The sequence below is a fragment of the Streptomyces sp. NPDC058701 genome, from assembly GCF_042715295.1.
Taxonomy (GTDB): Bacteria; Actinomycetota; Actinomycetes; order Streptomycetales; family Streptomycetaceae; genus Streptomyces.
Genome location: NZ_JBHXSY010000005.1, coordinates 55,696 through 74,296, shown reverse-complemented (window position 1 = coordinate 74,296; position 18,601 = coordinate 55,696). Strand labels below are relative to the sequence as shown.

The 18,601-nt window shown below is 71.6% G+C and carries 20 protein-coding genes; 14 read left to right on the top strand and 6 right to left on the bottom strand.

The window, feature by feature from the left end; all coding sequences use genetic code 11:
- Positions 1 to 202: 202 nt before the first annotated feature.
- The 3 genes from ACFWW8_RS06710 to ACFWW8_RS06700 all read left to right on the top strand — a co-directional run bounded on the left by ACFWW8_RS06710 (position 203) and on the right by ACFWW8_RS06700 (position 4,322).
- A complete protein-coding gene (locus ACFWW8_RS06710) occupies positions 203 to 1,831 on the top strand; it encodes a DUF6801 domain-containing protein (RefSeq protein ID WP_386524558.1) in 1,629 nt (542 codons plus the stop codon).
- Between the two features lie 123 nt (positions 1,832 to 1,954).
- Positions 1,955 to 2,899, top strand: coding sequence for a hypothetical protein (locus tag ACFWW8_RS06705; RefSeq protein ID WP_386524556.1), 945 nt, complete (start codon positions 1,955 to 1,957; stop codon positions 2,897 to 2,899).
- 211 nt (positions 2,900 to 3,110) lie between these two features.
- The gene (locus ACFWW8_RS06700) at positions 3,111 to 4,322 is read left to right on the top strand and encodes a helix-turn-helix domain-containing protein (RefSeq protein WP_386524554.1); all 1,212 of its coding nucleotides are present in this window, start codon (positions 3,111 to 3,113) and stop codon (positions 4,320 to 4,322) included.
- Between the two features lie 420 nt (positions 4,323 to 4,742).
- Here ACFWW8_RS06700 and ACFWW8_RS06695 read toward each other — a convergent pair whose 3' ends face one another.
- Positions 4,743 to 4,943 carry a hypothetical protein gene (locus ACFWW8_RS06695; protein WP_386524551.1) on the bottom strand — a complete coding sequence of 67 codons (201 nt, stop codon included), beginning with the start codon at positions 4,941 to 4,943 and terminating at the stop codon, positions 4,743 to 4,745.
- Positions 4,944 to 5,450: 507 nt separating this feature from the next.
- Between ACFWW8_RS06695 and ACFWW8_RS06690 the strand changes: the two genes are divergently transcribed.
- Together ACFWW8_RS06690 and ACFWW8_RS06685 are read left to right on the top strand one after the other, a co-directional pair.
- On the top strand, positions 5,451 to 5,870 hold the full coding sequence (locus ACFWW8_RS06690; RefSeq protein ID WP_386524550.1) for an SRPBCC family protein: 420 nt from the start codon (positions 5,451 to 5,453) through the stop codon (positions 5,868 to 5,870).
- A gap of 188 nt (positions 5,871 to 6,058) precedes the next feature.
- On the top strand, positions 6,059 to 6,298 hold the full coding sequence (locus tag ACFWW8_RS06685; RefSeq protein WP_386524547.1) for a hypothetical protein: 240 nt from the start codon (positions 6,059 to 6,061) through the stop codon (positions 6,296 to 6,298).
- 256 nt (positions 6,299 to 6,554) lie between these two features.
- Here the strand turns inward: ACFWW8_RS06685 and ACFWW8_RS06680 are convergent, their stop codons facing one another.
- Positions 6,555 to 7,004, bottom strand: a complete 450-nt coding sequence (locus ACFWW8_RS06680; protein WP_386524544.1) for an SRPBCC family protein — start codon at positions 7,002 to 7,004, stop codon at positions 6,555 to 6,557.
- A gap of 567 nt (positions 7,005 to 7,571) precedes the next feature.
- Between ACFWW8_RS06680 and ACFWW8_RS06675 the strand changes: the two genes are divergently transcribed.
- The 7 genes from ACFWW8_RS06675 to ACFWW8_RS06645 all read left to right on the top strand — a co-directional run bounded on the left by ACFWW8_RS06675 (position 7,572) and on the right by ACFWW8_RS06645 (position 13,798).
- On the top strand, positions 7,572 to 9,206 hold the full coding sequence (locus tag ACFWW8_RS06675) for a right-handed parallel beta-helix repeat-containing protein (protein WP_386524542.1): 1,635 nt from the start codon (positions 7,572 to 7,574) through the stop codon (positions 9,204 to 9,206).
- Between the two features lie 149 nt (positions 9,207 to 9,355).
- Positions 9,356 to 9,994, top strand: coding sequence for a TetR family transcriptional regulator (locus ACFWW8_RS06670; RefSeq protein WP_386524540.1), 639 nt, complete (start codon positions 9,356 to 9,358; stop codon positions 9,992 to 9,994).
- 332 nt (positions 9,995 to 10,326) lie between these two features.
- On the top strand, positions 10,327 to 10,836 hold the full coding sequence (locus tag ACFWW8_RS06665) for a hypothetical protein (RefSeq protein ID WP_386524538.1): 510 nt from the start codon (positions 10,327 to 10,329) through the stop codon (positions 10,834 to 10,836).
- A 286-nt stretch (positions 10,837 to 11,122) separates the two neighbouring features.
- Positions 11,123 to 11,635, top strand: a complete 513-nt coding sequence (locus ACFWW8_RS06660) for a hypothetical protein (protein WP_386524535.1) — start codon at positions 11,123 to 11,125, stop codon at positions 11,633 to 11,635.
- Positions 11,632 to 11,979, top strand: a complete 348-nt coding sequence (locus ACFWW8_RS06655) for a transcriptional regulator (protein ID WP_386524532.1) — start codon at positions 11,632 to 11,634, stop codon at positions 11,977 to 11,979. The genes ACFWW8_RS06660 and ACFWW8_RS06655 overlap by 4 nt, the downstream gene beginning before the upstream one ends.
- The gene (locus ACFWW8_RS06650; RefSeq protein ID WP_386524530.1) at positions 11,976 to 12,926 is read left to right on the top strand and encodes an ABC transporter ATP-binding protein; all 951 of its coding nucleotides are present in this window, start codon (positions 11,976 to 11,978) and stop codon (positions 12,924 to 12,926) included. Before ACFWW8_RS06655 ends, ACFWW8_RS06650 begins: the two co-directional genes overlap by 4 nt.
- Positions 12,923 to 13,798 carry an ABC transporter permease gene (locus ACFWW8_RS06645; RefSeq protein ID WP_386524528.1) on the top strand — a complete coding sequence of 292 codons (876 nt, stop codon included), beginning with the start codon at positions 12,923 to 12,925 and terminating at the stop codon, positions 13,796 to 13,798. The genes ACFWW8_RS06650 and ACFWW8_RS06645 overlap by 4 nt, the downstream gene beginning before the upstream one ends.
- 20 nt (positions 13,799 to 13,818) lie before the next feature.
- Here the strand turns inward: ACFWW8_RS06645 and ACFWW8_RS06640 are convergent, their stop codons facing one another.
- The 4 genes from ACFWW8_RS06640 to ACFWW8_RS06625 form a co-directional block, all read right to left on the bottom strand.
- The gene (locus ACFWW8_RS06640) at positions 13,819 to 14,343 is read right to left on the bottom strand and encodes a DUF3291 domain-containing protein (RefSeq protein ID WP_386524525.1); all 525 of its coding nucleotides are present in this window, start codon (positions 14,341 to 14,343) and stop codon (positions 13,819 to 13,821) included.
- Positions 14,344 to 14,391: 48 nt separating this feature from the next.
- Positions 14,392 to 15,099, bottom strand: coding sequence for a helix-turn-helix transcriptional regulator (locus ACFWW8_RS06635; protein ID WP_386524522.1), 708 nt, complete (start codon positions 15,097 to 15,099; stop codon positions 14,392 to 14,394).
- Between the two features lie 178 nt (positions 15,100 to 15,277).
- A complete protein-coding gene (locus tag ACFWW8_RS06630) occupies positions 15,278 to 15,928 on the bottom strand; it encodes a response regulator (protein WP_386524519.1) in 651 nt (216 codons plus the stop codon).
- Positions 15,929 to 15,946: 18 nt separating this feature from the next.
- Positions 15,947 to 17,062: a sensor histidine kinase gene (locus ACFWW8_RS06625; protein ID WP_386524517.1), complete on the bottom strand. Its 1,116-nt coding sequence runs from the start codon at positions 17,060 to 17,062 to the stop codon at positions 15,947 to 15,949.
- A gap of 132 nt (positions 17,063 to 17,194) precedes the next feature.
- On the opposite strand from ACFWW8_RS06625, the gene ACFWW8_RS06620 reads away from it, so the two are divergent.
- Together ACFWW8_RS06620 and ACFWW8_RS06615 are read left to right on the top strand one after the other, a co-directional pair.
- A complete protein-coding gene (locus ACFWW8_RS06620) occupies positions 17,195 to 17,926 on the top strand; it encodes a class I SAM-dependent methyltransferase (protein WP_386524515.1) in 732 nt (243 codons plus the stop codon).
- A complete protein-coding gene (locus ACFWW8_RS06615) occupies positions 17,923 to 18,597 on the top strand; it encodes a DedA family protein (RefSeq protein WP_386524512.1) in 675 nt (224 codons plus the stop codon). The genes ACFWW8_RS06620 and ACFWW8_RS06615 overlap by 4 nt, the downstream gene beginning before the upstream one ends.
- The last annotated feature ends 4 nt before the right edge of the window (positions 18,598 to 18,601 follow it).

Below are 18,601 nucleotides of genomic sequence, written 5' to 3'. Positions count from 1 at the left end.
TCCCCCGGGTCCGTGCGCCCGACCGGTGACCCCGGCCGGGCGTTCGCCGACCCCCGGCCCAACCCCGGACGCCGGCCCCTACGCCGACCTTCCACGCGGCGCCTACACACGGCACGGGCACCGCACAGAAACGCCGACCAGACACGCCGAACGGCCGCGCCGGCCGTCGGCGCCCCCGCACGACGCCCGAGCGGAGCAAGCGATGAGTGGCCACCCTCCCGCCCCGGGGACACACCGCGTCCGCGCGCGCGGTGCGGCGATCGCCGCCCTCGCGGCCCTCGCCCCCCTGATCCCGTCGGCGGCCGCCGCGGTGGGCTCGCAGGAGATCACCGCGAAGCTGGCCTACGACTGCGTGCTGCCCTCGGGGCACCAGCGCGCCACGGTCCGGGTGAAGGCCACCTTCCCCGGCCGGGCCACGGCCGGCGAGAAGATCCTTCCCACCGGGGTGACGACGGCGGTCGAGCTCCCGGCCGCGGCGGTCGCCGACCTCACGGCCCTCAAGGCCGCCACAGTGGTGCCCGAGACCAGGCTGACGCTCGACGTCGCCCAGCGCGGCGCCGCGACGCAGGCCCTCTGGCGCGGCACCGCCGGGACCCCGGCCGTCGCCGTTCCCGCCGAGGGACCGCTGACCCTCACCACCACCGGCGAGGCGCCGACCGTAACGGCGGCCGCCGACGGCGACCTCACGTTCACGGCCGTGGACCTGGGCATCGACCTCGCCCTCGGTACGGCCGACGGGGCGCCCGCCACCCCCGCGTCCCTCTCCCTCGCCTGCACCCTGGCGAAGGACGCGGACGGCCACGGTCTCCTGGTCACGGTGCCGGTCGGTCCGGCCCCCTCCACCCCGGCCCCGAGTGGTTCGGCCTCCCCGTCGGCCCCCACGCCCCCGGGGCAGCCGGCGGACCCGGCGTCCCCGACGGCACCGACGGCCCCCGGCACCCCGGAGGGCTCGACGACGCCCGGGACTCCCCCCGAACGGACCGGCGGGGACAAGGACCAGGACAAGGCCCCGAAGGTCGGTGACGCCCGCGCCGGCTCCTCGGCCGCCAGGCCGCCGGCGCCGCCCTGTGTCAAGGAGAACCCGACCGACAAGTCGCTCAACGCCTACATCACGGGCTACTCCAACGTCCGCAAACTGGGCGGCGCCTCCCTGATCCCGGTGTCGTGCGTACAGATCGAGCAGGGCGACCCGGAGATCGCCTTCCCTCCGGACGGGAGCATCCACCTGCTCCAGAAGTCGGAGGGCTACCTCGACCACCAGGGCCGCAAGCAGACCCCGCCGTTCCAGTCCACCTTCCTGACCTTCGGTTTCACCCCGACGACGGCAACCATGATCCTCGAACAGGCGGGGCCGATGACCGTCGCGTCGGACGTCCTGCTCGTCTTCCCGGACAACATCGCGGAGACGTACGTGCGCGCCCCGCTGGTCCTGCGCGTCCTGGACGTCAAGGTCAACGGCACGCCGCTGGACGTCGGCCCGTCGTGCCGTACGCAGACCCCGCTCAGCTCCCCCGAGCCCGATCCGGCCACGTACCCGGGCCCGCACCTCGTGATGCTGGGAAAGGGGCAGCTCATCAACGGCACGGACGCCACCGGATACGTCCTGACCTCCGGCGGGCCGCTGACGGGCGAGGTCACCATTCCCCCGTTCACCGGCTGCGGCGTCGGCGGTGAGGACCTCGACCGGCTGCTGACCGCGTCCATCTCGGGCCCCGGCAACTACGTCAAGCAGATCCAGGGGCAGACCTGCGCGGTGGGCGTCGAGGTACCCACCGAGGGTCAGTGCACCGAGGACCGCCAGCCGTTCGTGGTCCCCGTGCCGGAGCGCTGACCCGGACCCCCGCCCAGACGCCCGGCGCCCCCGGCAGCTCCGGACCGCACGCCGGCACCGCCCCACGAACCCGCACCCCCGCACCACAGACCCGAACGTCCCCCGCCACCGAAAGGCACCTCCATGCCACTCGCCTCCGCACGTACCCGGCTCGCCACCGTCTCGGCGCTGACCGCGTTCGGCGCGTTCGCCTCGCTCGGTACGGCGACCGCCGCCACCCCGGACCTCAACGGCGGGTGGGGCCCGTTCACCCGCTGTCCCGTCGACTCGCCGACGATGCTCGGGGCGGACGGTCTGGACAAGGCACCGCAGTGCGTCGTCTCCTACGCCGCCAGCGGGTCCATCAAGCTCGGCAACACGACGGTCGTCACCGGCAACAGCAACCTCCAGATGGGAGTCGTCCAGAACTCCGACGGCACCAGCACCGTCGTCGCGCCCGCCTCCGGTGCGATCATCGCCGCGTCGGCGACGGTGCCCGGCGGTCTCCTCGGACTGATGTGCCCGAGTAACATCCCGGGCGTCACCGCCATCTGCAAGCAGCTCTCGGACGCCAAGCTCAACAAGATCACCGCGACCCTGGAGTCGGTGGGCACCCCGTCGGACTTCGACCAGATCGCGGGAGTCGTCACCGACCAGACGATCGTGCACATCCCGGTCCGCATCCACCTGGAGAACCCGTTCCTGGGCAGCAACTGCTACATCGGCACCAAGAGCAACCCGATCGTCCTGAAGCCGAAGAACCTGACCTACCCGTCGTTCGCCGTGGAGCGGTTCGACGGTGACGGCACCGCGAACGAGGAGGGCGAGATGAGCCGCCTCAACCTCCTGGGCTCCACCCAGAGCGACACCTCCTTCGCCGTTCCCGGCGCCAGCGGCTGCGGGCTGGGGCTGTTCGGCGTGATCGACGCGGCGGTCAACCTCAAGACCGGCCTGCCGTCCGCGGCGGGCAGGAACAGCCTCACTCTGAACAACACCCAGACCTATCTGGGCGGGCTCTTCGCCCCGGGCACGATCGCCCCCGACGCGGGCAAGCAGCTCGCCCGGAACTGGCACTCGGCCGTCAAGTAACGGTCACCGAACGGCGATTCCCGGCCGACTCTCCGGACTCCACCCGCACTCCTGCGCATCTCCTGCCCAAACGGTGTACAGCACAGCGGACTTGACCTAGCGTCAGCACCTGAACACAGGTATGTACCTGACGGTCGCGCGGCGCCCTCCAGCCAGCAGGGCGCTGTCACGCCGCTCCCCACCGGGCGCGCAGGAGAGCAAGGGATCAGTCATGCCCTCGATGCCAGAACCACCGGACCTCGGCGAACCGCTCGACCCGCTCCCCAAGGAGTTCGCGGCCCTGATGAGGCCCGAGGTCCCGGGGCTCATCAAGGAGATACGCGTCGAGGTCCAGCGCGCCTATCCGGTGTACGCCCGTCTCCTCAACGGCCCCAACGCGGACGCCATCCGACAGGGTGTGGAACAGGCGCTGGCCACGTTCGTGGACCGCGTCGCCGACCCCGGCACGAGTTCGGTCCTGCGCGACGAACTGCTGCGCAAGTTCGGCCGGGTGGAGGCCTACGAGGGCCGGGACCTCGACACCCTCCAGGGGGCCTACCGGCTCGGCGCACGCATCGCGCTGCGCCGGGCCAAGACCATGGGCCGCCAGTACAACCTGTCCCCCTCCCTGATCCTCGCCTTCGCGGACGCGCTCTTCGCCTACGTCGACGAGTTGGAGGCGGTCGCGCGCGAGGGGTACGCGGAGGTCCAGGAACGCGCGCCCTCCGAGTTATCGGCGTTACGCCGGAAGCTGCTCCACCTCATCCTGGTCGGGTCGCCCCTCCCGCAGGCGACCATCGCCGAGCTGTGCGAGCAGGCGTCCTGGGAACTCCCGGCACAGTGCACACTGGTGGCCCTGCGCGCCCCGGCCCCCGACCACATGCGGGCATGCCTCGACCGCGACGTCCTCGCCGACCTCGGCATCCCGCAGCCGCACCTGCTGATCCCCGGGCCGCTCACCCCCGAGCGCCTGGCGATGCTCGAATCCGCCCTCGCGGGGGCCCCGGCCGTCATCGGTCTGACCGTGCCACCGCCGCAGGCCGCCGACTCCATTCGGTGGGCCAGGAAGGTGTTGCAGCTCATCGACGAGGGGATCGTGCCCGACGGCCCGGTCGTGCACTGCGAAGACCACCTGACCACCTTGTGGCTGCTGTCCGACCCCGCGCTGGTCACGCACATCGCGGCCCGCGAACTGGCCCCGCTCAGCGGGCTGGGCGGCTCCCGGCGCGGCCGCCTGGTCGAGACGCTGCGCGTCCACATCGCCACGCGGGCCCCCGCCGAACAGGTCGGCGAGGTGCTCGGCGTGCACGCGCAGACGGTCCGCTACCGCCTGCGCAACCTGGACGCCCGCCTGGGCGACCGCATCACGGACCCGGACCACCGCTTCGCGCTGGAGGCGGCCCTGCGCTCGCTCCACCTCCAGGGCAACGACTACGCGGAATGACCCGGCCGGGGGCCGCGGCCGATGACGCCGCCGCGTTCCGCTGAGACCGCTCCGCGCCACCGGAGCCGCTCTGCCGCTACCAGGTGGTTGAGAGCTCACACGGCAGACGCGCGGCGCGTTCCGGCTTCCCTTCGTGCGGGCCGTTCGGACCGGCCGTGATGGCGAGAGCCGGTTTTCGGGGTACCGGTGGCGGGAGCGTCGGCGTCACGAACGGCACCTGTCCTGTGCCCCATGACCACCATCCCGCCCTCCACCGCCCGGGGCGTGACCGGCGCCGCTGGGTGAGCGTGCCGTCGACCGTGGTGGCCACGCCCCCGTGCCCGACGACCATGTCGCCTTCGGCGATGCCGCGCCATGACAGAGCCCGGCCGGGTGACTACGGGCCCGGCCGGGCTCTGCGTGCGTGGGTTACCGCTGTGCTCAGAAGTCGTCGTCGCGCAGGTTGCGTCCGTCGGGGAGCAGGTCTTCCTCGCGGCGCCGCTCCATCTCCTCCGGGCGCTGTCCGCCGCGGGAGGGGGTGACGGGCTCGGGGTGGACCGGGTCCTGACCGGGGCGCTGGGGGCGCTGCTGCTCCTCGCGGCCCTTGCCCGGCTCCTGGCGCTTGTCCTGCTTACCGCCCATGATGGCGACTCCTTCGTGTGTGGGAGACGTTCTCCTGCCGTTCAAGCTGACACGGTCCGTCGCTCTCCGCATGTTTTCGACTACGGAACGTGGTGGGCGGGTGATGCCGGCCCGGCGGCGTGCGAGCGGCGGACCCGGTGCCGAAGGACGGCCCGGCAGCCGCGTGTGCACCCGTACGGCCCAACCGGCGTGACGCGCGGTCGCCGCAGGCGTTGAGAGCGTCGACACGTGCCCGCCTGCCCGTCCATCCCGGGCCGGTACCCGTGTGACGGTCCTGCCGCCCAGCCCGGCGGCAGGACCGTCGTCGTGCCGCCTCCGACGCCGAACGGACTCGCCCGGTGCGGCGGGGTTCCGCCGGACGGGTCGATTTCACCGCGTCGCCCGGCAGACGGGCCAGACCGACGGCCCCGGAAACCCGGGCCGGAAGCAGAGCCGATGGCCACGGCTGCTGCCCCCCTGCCGACTTGGGCTGTTTCGTCCCTCGGGGTGTGAGGGAACGGGATGTCCATGGGTGACTACGACACTTCGATCAGCGTGGCGGTTTCTCCGACCGTGCTGTTCGGCTACCTCGCCGACGTACAGAACCTTCCCGCCTACATGCCACGGCTGACCTCCGCCGAGCCGCACGACGGCGACCGGGTCACCGTCACCGCGCACATCGAACCACCCGGCGAACCGGAGCAGGACGTCCGGAGCGAGGCATGGATCCGCGTCCTCGAAGAGGGCACGTCACTGGAGTGGGGCGCGCCCGGCCCGCACGACTACCGCGGCCGGCTGCACGTGGCCGCCGGGGACGACGCGAACCACTCCCGGCTCTCCGTGGAACTGCACACCGAGCGGATCGAGGGCGAACAGGTCATCGACGGCCTCGAGGAAGCGCTGGACGGCATCAAGTCCGCCGTCGAAGCAGCCGAAGTCGGCCGGTAGTCCGTGGGAGCGAGTCTGCCGTCTCCGCGGCGACGCCGACCTGCGTCCGGCGCTCTTCACACCGGGCCGGGGCCCCGCCCTGCGCATCCGGAGCGGGCGAGGAGTACCGAGGCCTGCCCCCCCCCGGATGCGCGAAAGGGGTACATGGGTGACGGTAGAAGCTCCGATGTCGCACCACGAGGAGCGCCATGATCGTCAAAATGCTGCACGACAAGGGCCTGCGGAGTGAGCACGCCAACACCATCGCCTGCCTGACCATCGGCTTGTCCGTCGCCTCATGGCTGACGTCGTTGAAGGTGGAGCCGGCGGGTATCGACCGGGCCGACCGGTGGGGAATCTTCGTCGCCACGTGGCCGGCGACCTGGTTCGGCCTCGGACAGGCCCTCGCGCAGTACGAACGCGCCGACGAATCGGTCGGGGGCATGTAGCCCCTGCGTCTGGCAGCAGCAACCGCTGTACGCGGAAACAACCCCGATCTGCACTGCCGACTTCGGCATCGTGCGGGGCGGGCAGGGCCCGACCGGGCCGAGGGTGCGGATCCGGTCGGGCCCTGGTCTGCATCGGCACCTGTCGTCGCATCAGCCACGGCGGGCAACCGGTATCCGGCAGGCACAGGCAAGCCGGCAGAACAGCGCGGCGTGGAAGGTCCGTCTTCCCCGAGAGGACGTTCCTGCCCCGCGGGGGTCAGACCTCGCCGCGCCAGGAACCGGATTCGGCGCCGCGGGACTCGATGTACTCCTTGAAGCGCTTGAGGTCACCCGTGACCTGCCGCTTGACGAAGCCGAGCTTGTCGCCGAGGTTCTCGGCGAAGCCCTCGGGGTCGTAGTCCAGCTGGAGCATGACCTTGGTCTTGTTCTCGGCCAGGCGGTGGAAGGTGACCACGCCGGCCTGCCTGGCCTCGCCGCCGACAGTCGTCCAGGCGACGCGCTCGTCGGGGATCTGCTCGGTGATCTCCGCGTCGAACTCCCGCTCGACACCCCCCACCTTGGCCTTCCAGTGGGTGAGCGTGTCGTTGACCTGGGTGATCTTCTCCACTCCCTCCATGAACTGGGGGAACGTCTCGAACTGCGTCCACTGGTTGTAAGCGGTGCGGACGGGAACGTCGACCTCGATGGACTCTTCGACCTGCGACACGTGACAACCCTTCTCCTCGTACGGCCGCACCGAAGAGAGCAACGGTGCGGGGGACGCTTCATGAATGCCCCATGTCACTCTGCTGCCCACGCCACGGCAGACCATGACCCCCGAACGGACGCCCCGGCCCCGCGCGGCGGGCGGGGTGCCGGCAGCCGACGCACCGGTTCCGCAGGGCGCTGCCCCCGGACCCCGGCGAACAGGGTGACCGCAGTCGGTCCCACAGGGTTCGGCCACCCGTACGGCGGCAAGACGAAGGGGGCTTCGGCTGCGGCGCCGGACACCGCCGCCCGATCTGATGATCCATCAAAACGTTTACAACACGTACGGGGTTGCGTCCCATTTTTGCGTCTGCGACCGTCGGGCACACCACTCGCCCCCATCGAGGAAACCGGAAGGGTGAGATCACGGCCGCGGCACCCCGGCTCGGCGCCCTGACCCGGCGCCGCACCGGCGCGGTGCCCCTGCCCTGAACGCCGTGTACGTCCTTGACCCGCGCGCAGGGCGTGTGAGTCGAGGCGGGGGCCCCACCCTTCCGCCCGGACAAGTCTCGGAGACCAGGCAACAATGAACCGCACGCGCAGTCTCGCCGCGACCACGGCGCTTCTCACGTCCGCCGCGCCCCTCGCACTCGTCACCGCAGGAGCCGGGCCGGCCCAGGCGGCCGCCCGCACCTACTTCGTCAGCGCCAGCGGGAGCGACAGCAATCCGGGGACCTCCACCGGAGCCCCCTTTCGCACGATTCAGAAGGCCGCCGACAGCGCGGGGCCGGGCGACACCGTCTCCCTCATGAACGGGACGTACTCGGAGCGCTCCGCGGGCTCGAACGTGCTGACCGTCACCCGCTCGGGGCGTCCCGGAGCGCCCATCACCTTCACCGCCCACCCCGGCCACAGCCCGGTGATTCACCCGGTGCACGCCTGGAACGGGATCAGCGTCAACGGCGCGTCCTACATCACCATCAAAAACCTGGAGGTCAAGGGCAACAACGCGGCTCTGAACCTCGCCGGCGCGGAACGCGGCTCGAAGAAGGGCGACCCCACCTACAACACCAACTGCATCTCCATCGAGCGGAACAGAACCACGGGCGATCTGTCGCACCACATCGAGGTGACCGGCAACCGGGTGCACGACTGCGCCGGCGGCGGAATATCGGCGATCGACGCCGACCACGTGACGATCTCCGGCAACCATGTCCACTCGAACTCGTGGTACACGGTCTACGCAACCAGCGGCATCTCGGTACTCACCCCCCGCGACATCGGCGGTGGGGACTCCGGAACGTACAAGATCCGCATCACGGGCAACCGCGTCCACGACAACGAAACAAAGATCAAATGGGAGAAGTGCCGTTGCTACTCCGACGGCAACGGCATCATCGTCGACACCCTCAAGGGGGACGCGGACCACCCGGCCTACAGCGGACGCACTCTGGTCGCCGACAACATCTCGTACGACAACGGCGGCTCGGGGATCCACTCCTACAAGAGTCAGCACGTCGACATCGTGCACAACACGGCGTACATGAACGGCCGCAGCACCCGCATGGACAGCTATGCCAACATCTTCGCGCACGACAGCACCGATGTCCGGCTGCTGAACAACATCGCGTACGGTCGCCCCGACCAGGCGACCAACAGCAAGTCCCGCAACACGAACGTCACCTACGACTACAACATCTACTTCGGCGGCAAAGCACCTGAGGTGAAAGGCGCTCACGACGTCGTCGCAGAGCCGAAGTTCGTGAACGCCTCCACCGGCGCGAGCGCCGACTTCCGGCTGCGGGACGGCTCCCCCGCGATCGGCTCGGGAATCCCCTTCGCCGCAGTGACCACGGACTTCACGGGTAGCCGCAGGACCAGTGGCGCACCCGACCGAGGCGCGTACAGCTTCGGCGCCGGAACAATCGACGCGCCGCAGGGCGGCCGTTCCGACGCCGGTCCTGCCGGGTCCACCGCACCGGCCGGGAAGAGCGCGGGCGCAAGCGCCGACGGAAGCGCAGACGGAACCGCTACCGGCGCCACGCCGGCCGCAGAGGCAGCCGCCGGCGGCAACAGCGACTCCGGGCTGAACGCTGACGGCGCCGGCACCCCCCTCGCCGAGACAGGCGGCTCCGATCCCACCATCCCGCTCGCCGTGGCAGCGGCGGTCCTCGCCATCGGCGGTGGCCTCGTCCTCGCCGCCCGACGCAAGCGACGCTGACAGCCGTCTCTCCACGTCTCCCTGACGTGACGTCGGTCCCTCGGTCCGGCGGCGGAGGGGCCGATGCCACGGCGCGCTCCGCCGGAGTGCGCCCGCCGACCGCCCTCCGTGCCGACCGACCGGCCGACCTCCCTGACAGAATCACCGCCATGGCGGCATACCAGAACAGCGGAACGGAGGGTGCAACCGGTGAGCCGGTACCCGACCCGCCTCGCGTCGCCTGGCGCAAGCACATGAGAGTGCGCGTACTGGACGCCGCTCACGACCTCACGTGCGACGCCGGATGGGATCAGGTCAGCCTCTCAGCGGTCGCGGCCCGCGCCGGCGTCTCACGCCCCTCCGTGTACAAGGAATTCGGGAGCCGGGCCGGTCTGGGTCGCGCATTGGTGATCCGCGAAACTCAGACATTCCTCGGCGGCGTCGCCAGCACCCTCTACCCCGGGCTCCCCGACACTCGCGACTGCCTCGAAGCCGCCATCCGCCACGTCCTCACCGAAGCCGACAAGCAACCCCTCATCCGGGCCGTCATCGCAGCCGCCCGCAAGGGCTCCGACAGTTTGCTCCCCTACCTCACCGCACGCGCCGACCCCATCTTCGACGCGGGACAGACGCTGGTGCAGGACTGGCTCGGCAAGCGCTACCCGGCACAGGACAGAGAGAGCATCGAAGTCGCCGCGGACATCACCGTCCGCATGACAATCAGCCACCTCATTCTGCCCACCAAGCCCCCGCAGCAGACGGCCTGCCGGTTAGCCACGGCGGTGCTGACCCTGCTGGAACGTCCCTGACGGACCGCACCCGCGGCGTGGCCCCGGGTACCGATCAAGGGTGTGCGGGCAGGGGATCAGGCGGCCAGGGGGCCGAACCGGCTCCGGCGGCGGTCGCCGCAGTCCGAGCGGTAGCTGCCGGCGCCGGCCCCGGAGGAGTACGAGTCACCGCGGGCCGCGGAGCGGTGGCCGGCGGCGGTTCGGAGATCTTCGGCCGAGTCCGCCAAGACGGGGCGTCCTCCCTCTGGCGGACGCGCGTAGAGCTGAGGCACCATCTCCTTGCCCGATCAGCACACTCTGATCCGCCTGCACCGCCGTCCCACCGTCACGGTCCCCAGCAGGAGGCACGCCCGATGAAACTCCGTTCCGTCCTCACCGCTCTCGCCCTGGTCCTCGGCGCGCTCTTCGCCCCCGGCGTGGGCGTCCTCGGCGGCGCCACCGACGCCCACGCAGTCAGCAAGATCAGCCACGCCACCGCCACCTCGAAGTTCAACAGCTCCGGGATCACCTGGTCCTCGTCCGGTGGCTGCTCGAACCGCAACAATCCGACCTGCACGTCCTTCGACCAGCTCAATCTCGCCACCGCCCAAGGCGCCCAGACCCTCAAGAGCGCCAGCGGCTGCGCGCTGAACATCACCGGCGGCACCGAGACCGGACACGCCGGCGGCACCTACTCACACTGGAACGGCTACAAGCTCGACTTCAGCAAGTACACGTGCCTCGGCAACTACATCAAGAACACGTTCACCTACATCGGAGTGCGCGGTGACGGCGCCCCGCAGTGGAAGTCCGGGGCCGGCAACGTCTACGCCGACGAAGGCAACCACTGGGACGTGACCTTCTACAACTGCGGCGGCTGCTGACCCCGCGGCGCCGCGTTGGATGGACCACCGCGGTCCGCCCGGGCACGCGCTCCCTCTCGTCCTGCGGTCGTCGGCGGGCTGGAACCACGGGCATCCGCGGGGGTGTTCCGCACCGCGGGGCGGCGGGACGAGCAGCGGATGAGCGTGGCCCGACCGTCGCAACCGCCGCGGCTCCCGCCTCCCGCCTCCCGCCTCCCGCCTCCCGGTACCGCGAGCTTCCGACTTGCCTACCAGGAAAGCCAAGAGTAGCTTTCCTGGTAGGAAAGTTGTCGGGTACGGGAGGGCGATGGCCGTGAGCATGCCGGTGGATGCCGAACAGGCATGGCAGGATCTCCAGCGGATCCGGGTGCCGCAGGAGCGGGTGTACGACGAGTTCGAGCGCTCCGCGTCCGGCGGGCGCCGCATGGTCCACGGCACGGCCGCGCTCATGTGGGTGTTCCTTGCCGGTGTCGGCATGGATCCGCCCCAGTGGGGCGTCGGACTGTTCGTGGCCGCCTACGTCGGCCTGTTGAGCGTGCTGGTCGTGATGCACAGCCGCAGGAACCGGATGCAGCTGCACCACACCCGCTGCCCCGGACGCATGTGGGCCGCGTTCGGTGCGGTGGCCGTGCTGGTCGGCGGGACGATCGTGCTGCTGGACCACCTGACCGAGCGGCTGGAGCCGATCTGCGCCGGCCCCCTCCAGGCCACGGCGGCGGTGGCCGTGTACCTCCTCTCGCTCGGTCCCGCCAACCGCTGGGCGGCCGAATCGGTACGCAGCGGCGGCGAACCGGCGGCCGAGCGGGAGGCGGGCCGATGAGCACCCCTGCCGGCTTCGACGACCTGATCCACCCCGCCACCCGCCTGTCGGTGGTCGCGCTGCTCGCCGCCACCGAGTGGGCGGACTTCGCGTTCGTCCGCGACAGCCTCTCGCTCAGCGACTCCGCGCTCTCCAAGCAGTTGCACACCCTGGAGGGGGCCGGGTACCTGGAGACCCACAAGGAGGGCGGCGGCCGCAACCGCCGTACGAAGGTACGGCTGACGGACCGCGGTCGCACCGCCTTCGAGGGACACGTGGCGGCACTCCGGGCCATCGTCGACAGCGCCGGACCCGCGACCGGGGCGGCACGACGGCAGCAGCCCCGCGCGGAGGCGGGCCGATGACGGCGCTCGGGCGAACCGATGTCCAGCCCGTGATCCGGGTACGCGATCTGACCATGGCGTACGGCGATGCCGACGTCCTGCGCGGCGTCGATCTGGACATCCACCGCGGCGAGGTCTTCGCGCTGCTCGGGCCCAACGGTGCGGGGAAGACAACGACCGTCGAGATCCTGGAAGGCTTCCGGCAGCGCTCCGGCGGGGAGGTGAGCGTCTTCGGTACGGATCCCGAGCGGGGCGGCGACGCGTGGCGAGCCCGGATCGGCCTGGTCCTGCAGTCCTGGCGTGACCACCGCCGCTGGCGGGTCGCCGAGCTGCTGACCCACTTCGCGACCTACTACCCCGACCCGCGCGACCCGGCCGGACTGCTGTCCCTGGTCGGCCTCACCGACCAGGCCGGCCGGCAGGTGGACCGGCTGTCCGGCGGCCAGCGCCGGCGTCTCGACGTCGCGCTCGGCATCGTCGGCCGCCCCGAACTCCTCTTCCTCGACGAGCCGACCACCGGCTTCGACCCCCAGGCGCGGCACGAGTTCCACGTCCTGGTCGAACGGCTGGCCCGCGACGAGGGCGTCACCGTCCTGCTCACCACCCACGACCTGGCGGAGGCCGAGCGGCTCGCCGACCGGATCGCCATGCTGGTCGGCGGCCGGATCCGGGCCTGTGGCACCCCCGCGGAACTGGCCCGGGGAGCCGCCGCACAGGCCGAGGTCCGCTGGACGGCCGACGACGGGACGCCACGCCGCGAACGCACAGAGGACCCCTCACGGCTGGTCTGGGAACTCCACCGGCACGCGGCCGGCCCGATCACCGACCTGGAGGTCCGCCGCCCGACGCTGGAGGACACCTACCTGCACATGGTGCACCGGGAGGCCGGGGGCACGGACGGGGCCGGGGCCACGGACGGGGCCGAGGGCACGGACCGGGACGCGGACGAGGAGGTACCGGCCGCATGAGGGGGACACACGTGACGAACGGGACGAACAGCTGGCGTGCCGGACTCCAGCGCGGCGGAATCGAGCTGCGGCACCTCCTGCGCAACGGCAAGGAGATGTCCGGCAATCTGACCAACGTCGCGGTCGCGTTGCTCGTCGCCGCCTACGTCAGCGACGACGTGCCCGGGACCCGAACCCCGATGACCCATCTGGTGCTGGCGGGCTTCGCCGCCTACCTGCTGTTCCAGGTCGGGCTGATCAACCTCCCGCAGATCCTCGTGACCGAGCGGGAGGAGGGCGCCCTCCTGCGGCTGCGCGCCACGCCCGGCGGGATACCGGCCTACCTCATCGCCAAGTGCCTGCTGATGGTCGCCCTGGCGGTCGGCACCCTGGCGCTGCTCCTGATCGCCGGGGCGCTGCTGGTGGACGGGCCGCTGCCGCACGGGCCGGGCGACTGGCTGACGCTGCTGTGGGTCACCGCACTCGGGCTGCTCGCCGTCATACCGCTCGGCGCGGCCGTAGGCGCCGTACTGCCCAACCCCCGCGAGGCCCTGGCGTTGATCATGCTGCCGACGATGGGGCTGCTGCTCACCTCGGGGACGGTGTTCCCGATCACCGCACTGCCCGTGCCGGTCCAGCAGGTGGCCGCCGTCTTCCCGCTCAAGTGGATGGCGCAGGGCCTGCGTTCGGCACTGCTCCCGGACTCGGCACGGACCGCCGAGGCGGCCGGCTCCTGGGAACTGCCCATGGTCGCCCTGGTCCTCACGGCCTGGGCGGTCCTCGGGTTCCTCCTTGCGGTACCGCTCCTGCGCCGCGCCGCCCGCCGCGAGTCCGGTTCGCGGCTGGCCACCCGCCAACGCAAGGCGACGCAGAGCGGCGCGCCGGCCGCGTAGACCGCCCCGGGACCACCGGGCTACGTCGTGGCCCGCTTCGTCGGCACGGGCCGGCGCGCCGGCCGATCGACGAGGTACTGCGCGGCTTCCTCGGCCGTGTAGGAGGAGGCGAAGGTGAAGACGCGCGGCGAAGGGCCGTGCGCCCTCAGGTCCGCCAGCCGCTCCATGGCCTCGCTGACGGTCGGGACATGGCCGGCGGGGACCCACCACAGGGCCAGGTGCGCCTCGACGTGCCGCTCGAACCAGTCGCGACGGCGGCGCATGACCTCGAGGTGCCCGCTGCGGTAGGCGAAGTCCCACAGTGACTCCTGGCTTTCCCACACGGACAGGTTGACGATGACGTTCTCGCCGGCCGGACGCAGCCCGGTGGCATCGGCCGCGCCCTCCTCCACCAGCCGCCACACGAAACCGGGGGCGCCGTCGGCCGCGGCGTTGACGGGGTCGAGCATCGCGACGAACGGCGCGATGCGCGGATCGTCGATGGGGTGGAGGAGGGCGGCGACGTTGAGCTGGGCCAGGTGCACGGCGTGCGGGGGTGCGGTCATGGCCTCATCCCAGCACGTCGGTCTTTTCTATGTCAATGATGATTGTTTTTAGAGTTCCACCACCACGCAGCACTCTCCCGGCCGGGGATCCATGCGGGCGCGCACCGGCCCGTCCTCACCGAGCAGCCCTTCCAGCAGCGCGAGATTCATGCCGCACACCAGCGGCGGGAAACGTTCGGCGACCGCATGGAAAGGGCAGTTGCGCATCCGGACGACGTGGGGGGCCACTCCCGCTCCCCCGTCGGCGCCCCCGCCGCCGACCGCTCCGTCGGCAACGGGGGCGCCGTCCGCGGCTTCCCGATACGGCTCGTAGCCGCGGGCGGCCAGCACCTCCGCAACCTCGGTGAGATCGCCGCAGGGAGCGCCCGAACGGCGCAGCGTCTCGCCCCGCCGACGCGCGGCCGCGCAGAGTCCGGCGTCCAGGCCGGCTTCCTCGGCCGCCTCGGCGAGGAGTTCGGCGGCGGTGCGGTAGTCGCGGGCGGGCAGCGACACCGCCCTCTCGGTGCGAGCCCGTGTGTACACCTTGGCGGGACGACCCGCCCCGGGCCCCGAGCGGCCTGTCAGCCGGCGGCTGCCGCGATCCAGCAGCCCGGCGTCGGTGAGCCGGTCGAGATGGTGCGCCGCGAGCGTGCGGGCCACCCCGGCCGCCTCTGCGGCCTCGTTGCGGCCGACCTCACGGCCCTGCGCGGCCACGTACTCGTACAGGCGGCGCCGCACGGGGTCCTGCAGCGCCGCGATCGCATCGATGTCCTCCACCCCGCCAGTCTAAGAACAATCTCGATCGGCGAGAGAAGTGACGGCCTCTCCCCGGGTGGACGACTCAGCTCGTATCCCCAGCTTGCCGCGGTGGTCCTCGGTGCCGCCCCGAGCCGGCCGAGCACTGCCGGCGGGCTGGCCGGCGGGCTGTTCGTTCATGGCCGCGCGGCGGCAACGCTCACGGGGTGAGGCCCGCGTCGCGGGCCAGGAGGGCGGCTTGGACCCGGTTGGTGACGTCGAGGGCGGTCAGGATGCGGCTGACGTGCGCTTTGACGGTGCTTTCCCGCATGCCGAGCCTTTGTGCGATGTCGGCATTGGTGGCGCCCTCGGCGAGCAGTGCCAGGACGTCCTTCTCGCGGGGCGTGAGGGAGGTGATTCTGGTCTGGGCACGGGTGGCCCGGGGACGGTTGGTGTGGTGGTAGCGGTCGATGAGGCGGCGTGCGGCGGTGGGGTGGAGCATGGCGGAGCCGGCGGCGACGAGGTGGACGGCGCGAAGGATTTCGGCGGGGTCGGTGTCCTTGAGGAGGAAGCCGTCGGCACCGGCGGCCAGGGCGTCGTAGACGTATGCGTCCAGGTCGAAGGTGGTCAGAACGATGATCTTCGGCGGGTTGGGGAGGGCGCGCAGCCGCGGGATGGCGGTGATGCCGTCCATGCGGGGCATGCGGACGTCGATGAGGGCCACGTCGATGTGGTGGGCGGCGGCCTGCTCGATGGCGTGGAGGCCGTCGGTGGCCTGGGCGACGACCTCGATGTCCGGGTCGTTGTTGAGGAGGTCGGTCAGTCCGAGGCGTACGAGGGCGTCGTCGTCGACGATCATGGCGCGGATCATGTGAGGGGACCGATCTGCTCAGTGGTGGGGGATGCGGGCGGCCAGTCGCCAGGCTCCGGAACCGCTGGGGCCGGCGTTCAGGTGCCCGCCGAGTGCTTCGACGCGCTCGCGCAGGCCTACCAGGCCGAACCCGGAGGGCACGGTGTGCCCGGTGTGGGTGCTGGAGGTGTTGGTGACCTCGATGAGGGTCGCGGGCGGTCCGTAGTCGATGCGCACGTGGACGGTCGTGTCGGGTGCGTGTTTGCGGGCGTTGGTCAGGGCTTCCTGGACCAGGCGGAAGACGGCGAGCCGGTGGGTCACGGGGGCTTGCTCGGGTGTGCCTTCGGTGGTGGTGTCGATGCGCTGCCCGGCGGCCCTGGCCTGTTCGATCACTTCCTGGACGTCGCGCAGGACGGGCGTCGGCCTGTCGGTGGCGGGACGGGTGCCGGTGGTGCGCAGGGCGCCCAGGACGTCACGCAGGTCGGTCAGGGCGTCGGTGGAGGCGGTGCGCAGCAGCGCGAGGCGGTCGATGACGGGAAGGGGGAGGCCGTCCTGCCTGGCGGCCAGGACGCCGGTGTGCAGGGCGATCAGGCTGAGCCGGTGGGCGAGTACGTCGTGCATTTCCGCGGCGATCGCGGACCGCTCGGCGATGCGGGCGGCCTGCTCGCGCAACTCCCTCTCGATCCTCAGGTGTTCGACCTGTGTGTTCAGCGCCTGCACGAGACGGCGCCGGTTGCCCATCCACAGTCCTCCTACGACGGCCAGGAGCAGGAACAGGCTGGAGCCGTACTGTTGTGGCCGCCACAGGGAGGCTGTCGGGTGGAGGAGCGCGTTGCCGGTCAGTGCGGCGGTGGCGCAGGTCACGGCGGCCGCCGTGTGCCGGTCCGCGGCGAGGTCGAACAGGGCGAGGAGCAGCAGGGGCAGCATGGGCCACCCCCACACTCCCGCCGCCGCCGCGGTCAGGGCGGGGGCGAGCAGCCAGTGTCCCCGGCGGAGCAGCAGGAGCACTCCGCACGCCACGGCCACTGCGCTGCCGAGGGTGAGGTAGCGGCCGCCGGCGGTCGATGCGCCGTTCTGCACGGCTGCCAGAGTCAGCAACACCACCAGGCCGTACCGGCCGCATACGGACCATTTCTGCCTCTGTTCCTGATTCACCCGCGAATCGTAGACGCGCGGGAGGTTCCCACTCCTCCGACGTTCCGCCACGATGGCCCCCTACTTTCGTAGGGGTATGCGGCCACACAAGGGCGGATTCGCAGGACAGCCGGCCTTCGTAGCGTCGAAGGCATGGACGACTGGACCACCCCCCACGACCGTGTCCTCGCGCAGCGCAACGCCGAGGGCTGGATGTTCCTCATCGAAGCGGCCCGCGACCTGCGCACCACCGGCGCCATCGCCCCCAGCGGCAAGACTCTGGCGCGCCTGCTCACCGACCCCGTGGACGAACGGGGTGCGCGGCCTGTGAACGTTCTGGAGGTCGGCGCGGGCACAGGATCGGTCACCCGCGCTCTCATCCCCCGCCTCTCGTCCGGGAGCCGCCTGGACATCGTCGAGGCCAACCCCCGCTTCGCCGCCCGGCTGCGCCACCTCGTCCATGCCCACCCCCATCTGGCCGGCGTCGGCGAACGCGTCCGCGTCCACCACACCTACTTGGAGCAACTCGGCACCGGCCACCGCTACGACGTGATCGTCTCCGGTCTCCCCTTGACCAACTTCACTCCCGCCCGGGTCGAGGCGATCATGGATCGGTACCTGGATCTACTGGAGCCCGGCGGTACGCTCACCTACTTCGTCTACCGGGGCACCCGCTACGCCCGGTCTCTGACCGCCACCCGCGCTGAAACCGTTCGCCACCGCGGCGTCGAGGAGGTCCTCGCGGACTTCCAGCGCCGCCACGCGACCGGCTGCTGGACGGTGTGGCCCAACCTGCCGCCGGCGAGGGTCTGGCGGCTGCGGCGTCCGGCAGATCCGGCCGCCCCCGCGATCACGCCGACCGCCCTCGCCGGGAGGGGCCGGTGAACACGCTGACCGGTCTGATCGGCCAGGTTCCCGCCCCGGCCGCCTACGCGATCCTGGCCGCCGCGGTGCTGGCCGAGTCCGTGCTCCTGATCGGCGCGTTCATCCCGACCCTGACCCTGCTGATGGCCTCCGGCGCGCTGGCCCGCGCGGGCGACCTGAATGTGGCCCTGGTCATCGCCACCGCCTCGTGCGCGGTCGTGGCCGGGGACGCCCTGGGCCACCGCACCGGGCATCTGCTGGGCAGCCGTTTGCGGACCGGACACCTCGGCCGCCGCATACCGGCCGCCGCATGGCAGCGCGCCGAGTCCCTCATGGACCGGCGCGGCGGTCAGGCCGTCCTCCTCTCCCGGTTCGTACCCGTCGTCCGCACCCTCGCGCCGCATGTGGCGGGCGCCACTCGCCTGCCCTACCGCCGCATCGCGCCCTACAGTCTGCTGGCCGCACCCCTGTGGGCCGGAGCCGAGACCACCGCCGGCTACGCCGCTGCCTCCTCCCTCCAGCACGCCGTCACCCTCGGCGGCCCCGCCCTCGCCGCCGGCGCCGTACTCATCGCCGGAGCCGCCCTGACCATCGCGAGGATCCGCCGCCGCACCCGAGCCCGCGCGGACGACCTCCAGAAGCAGCCGATCACCACGACCCGGGTCGCCCTGCACACCCCGGTACGCCCCTGAGGAA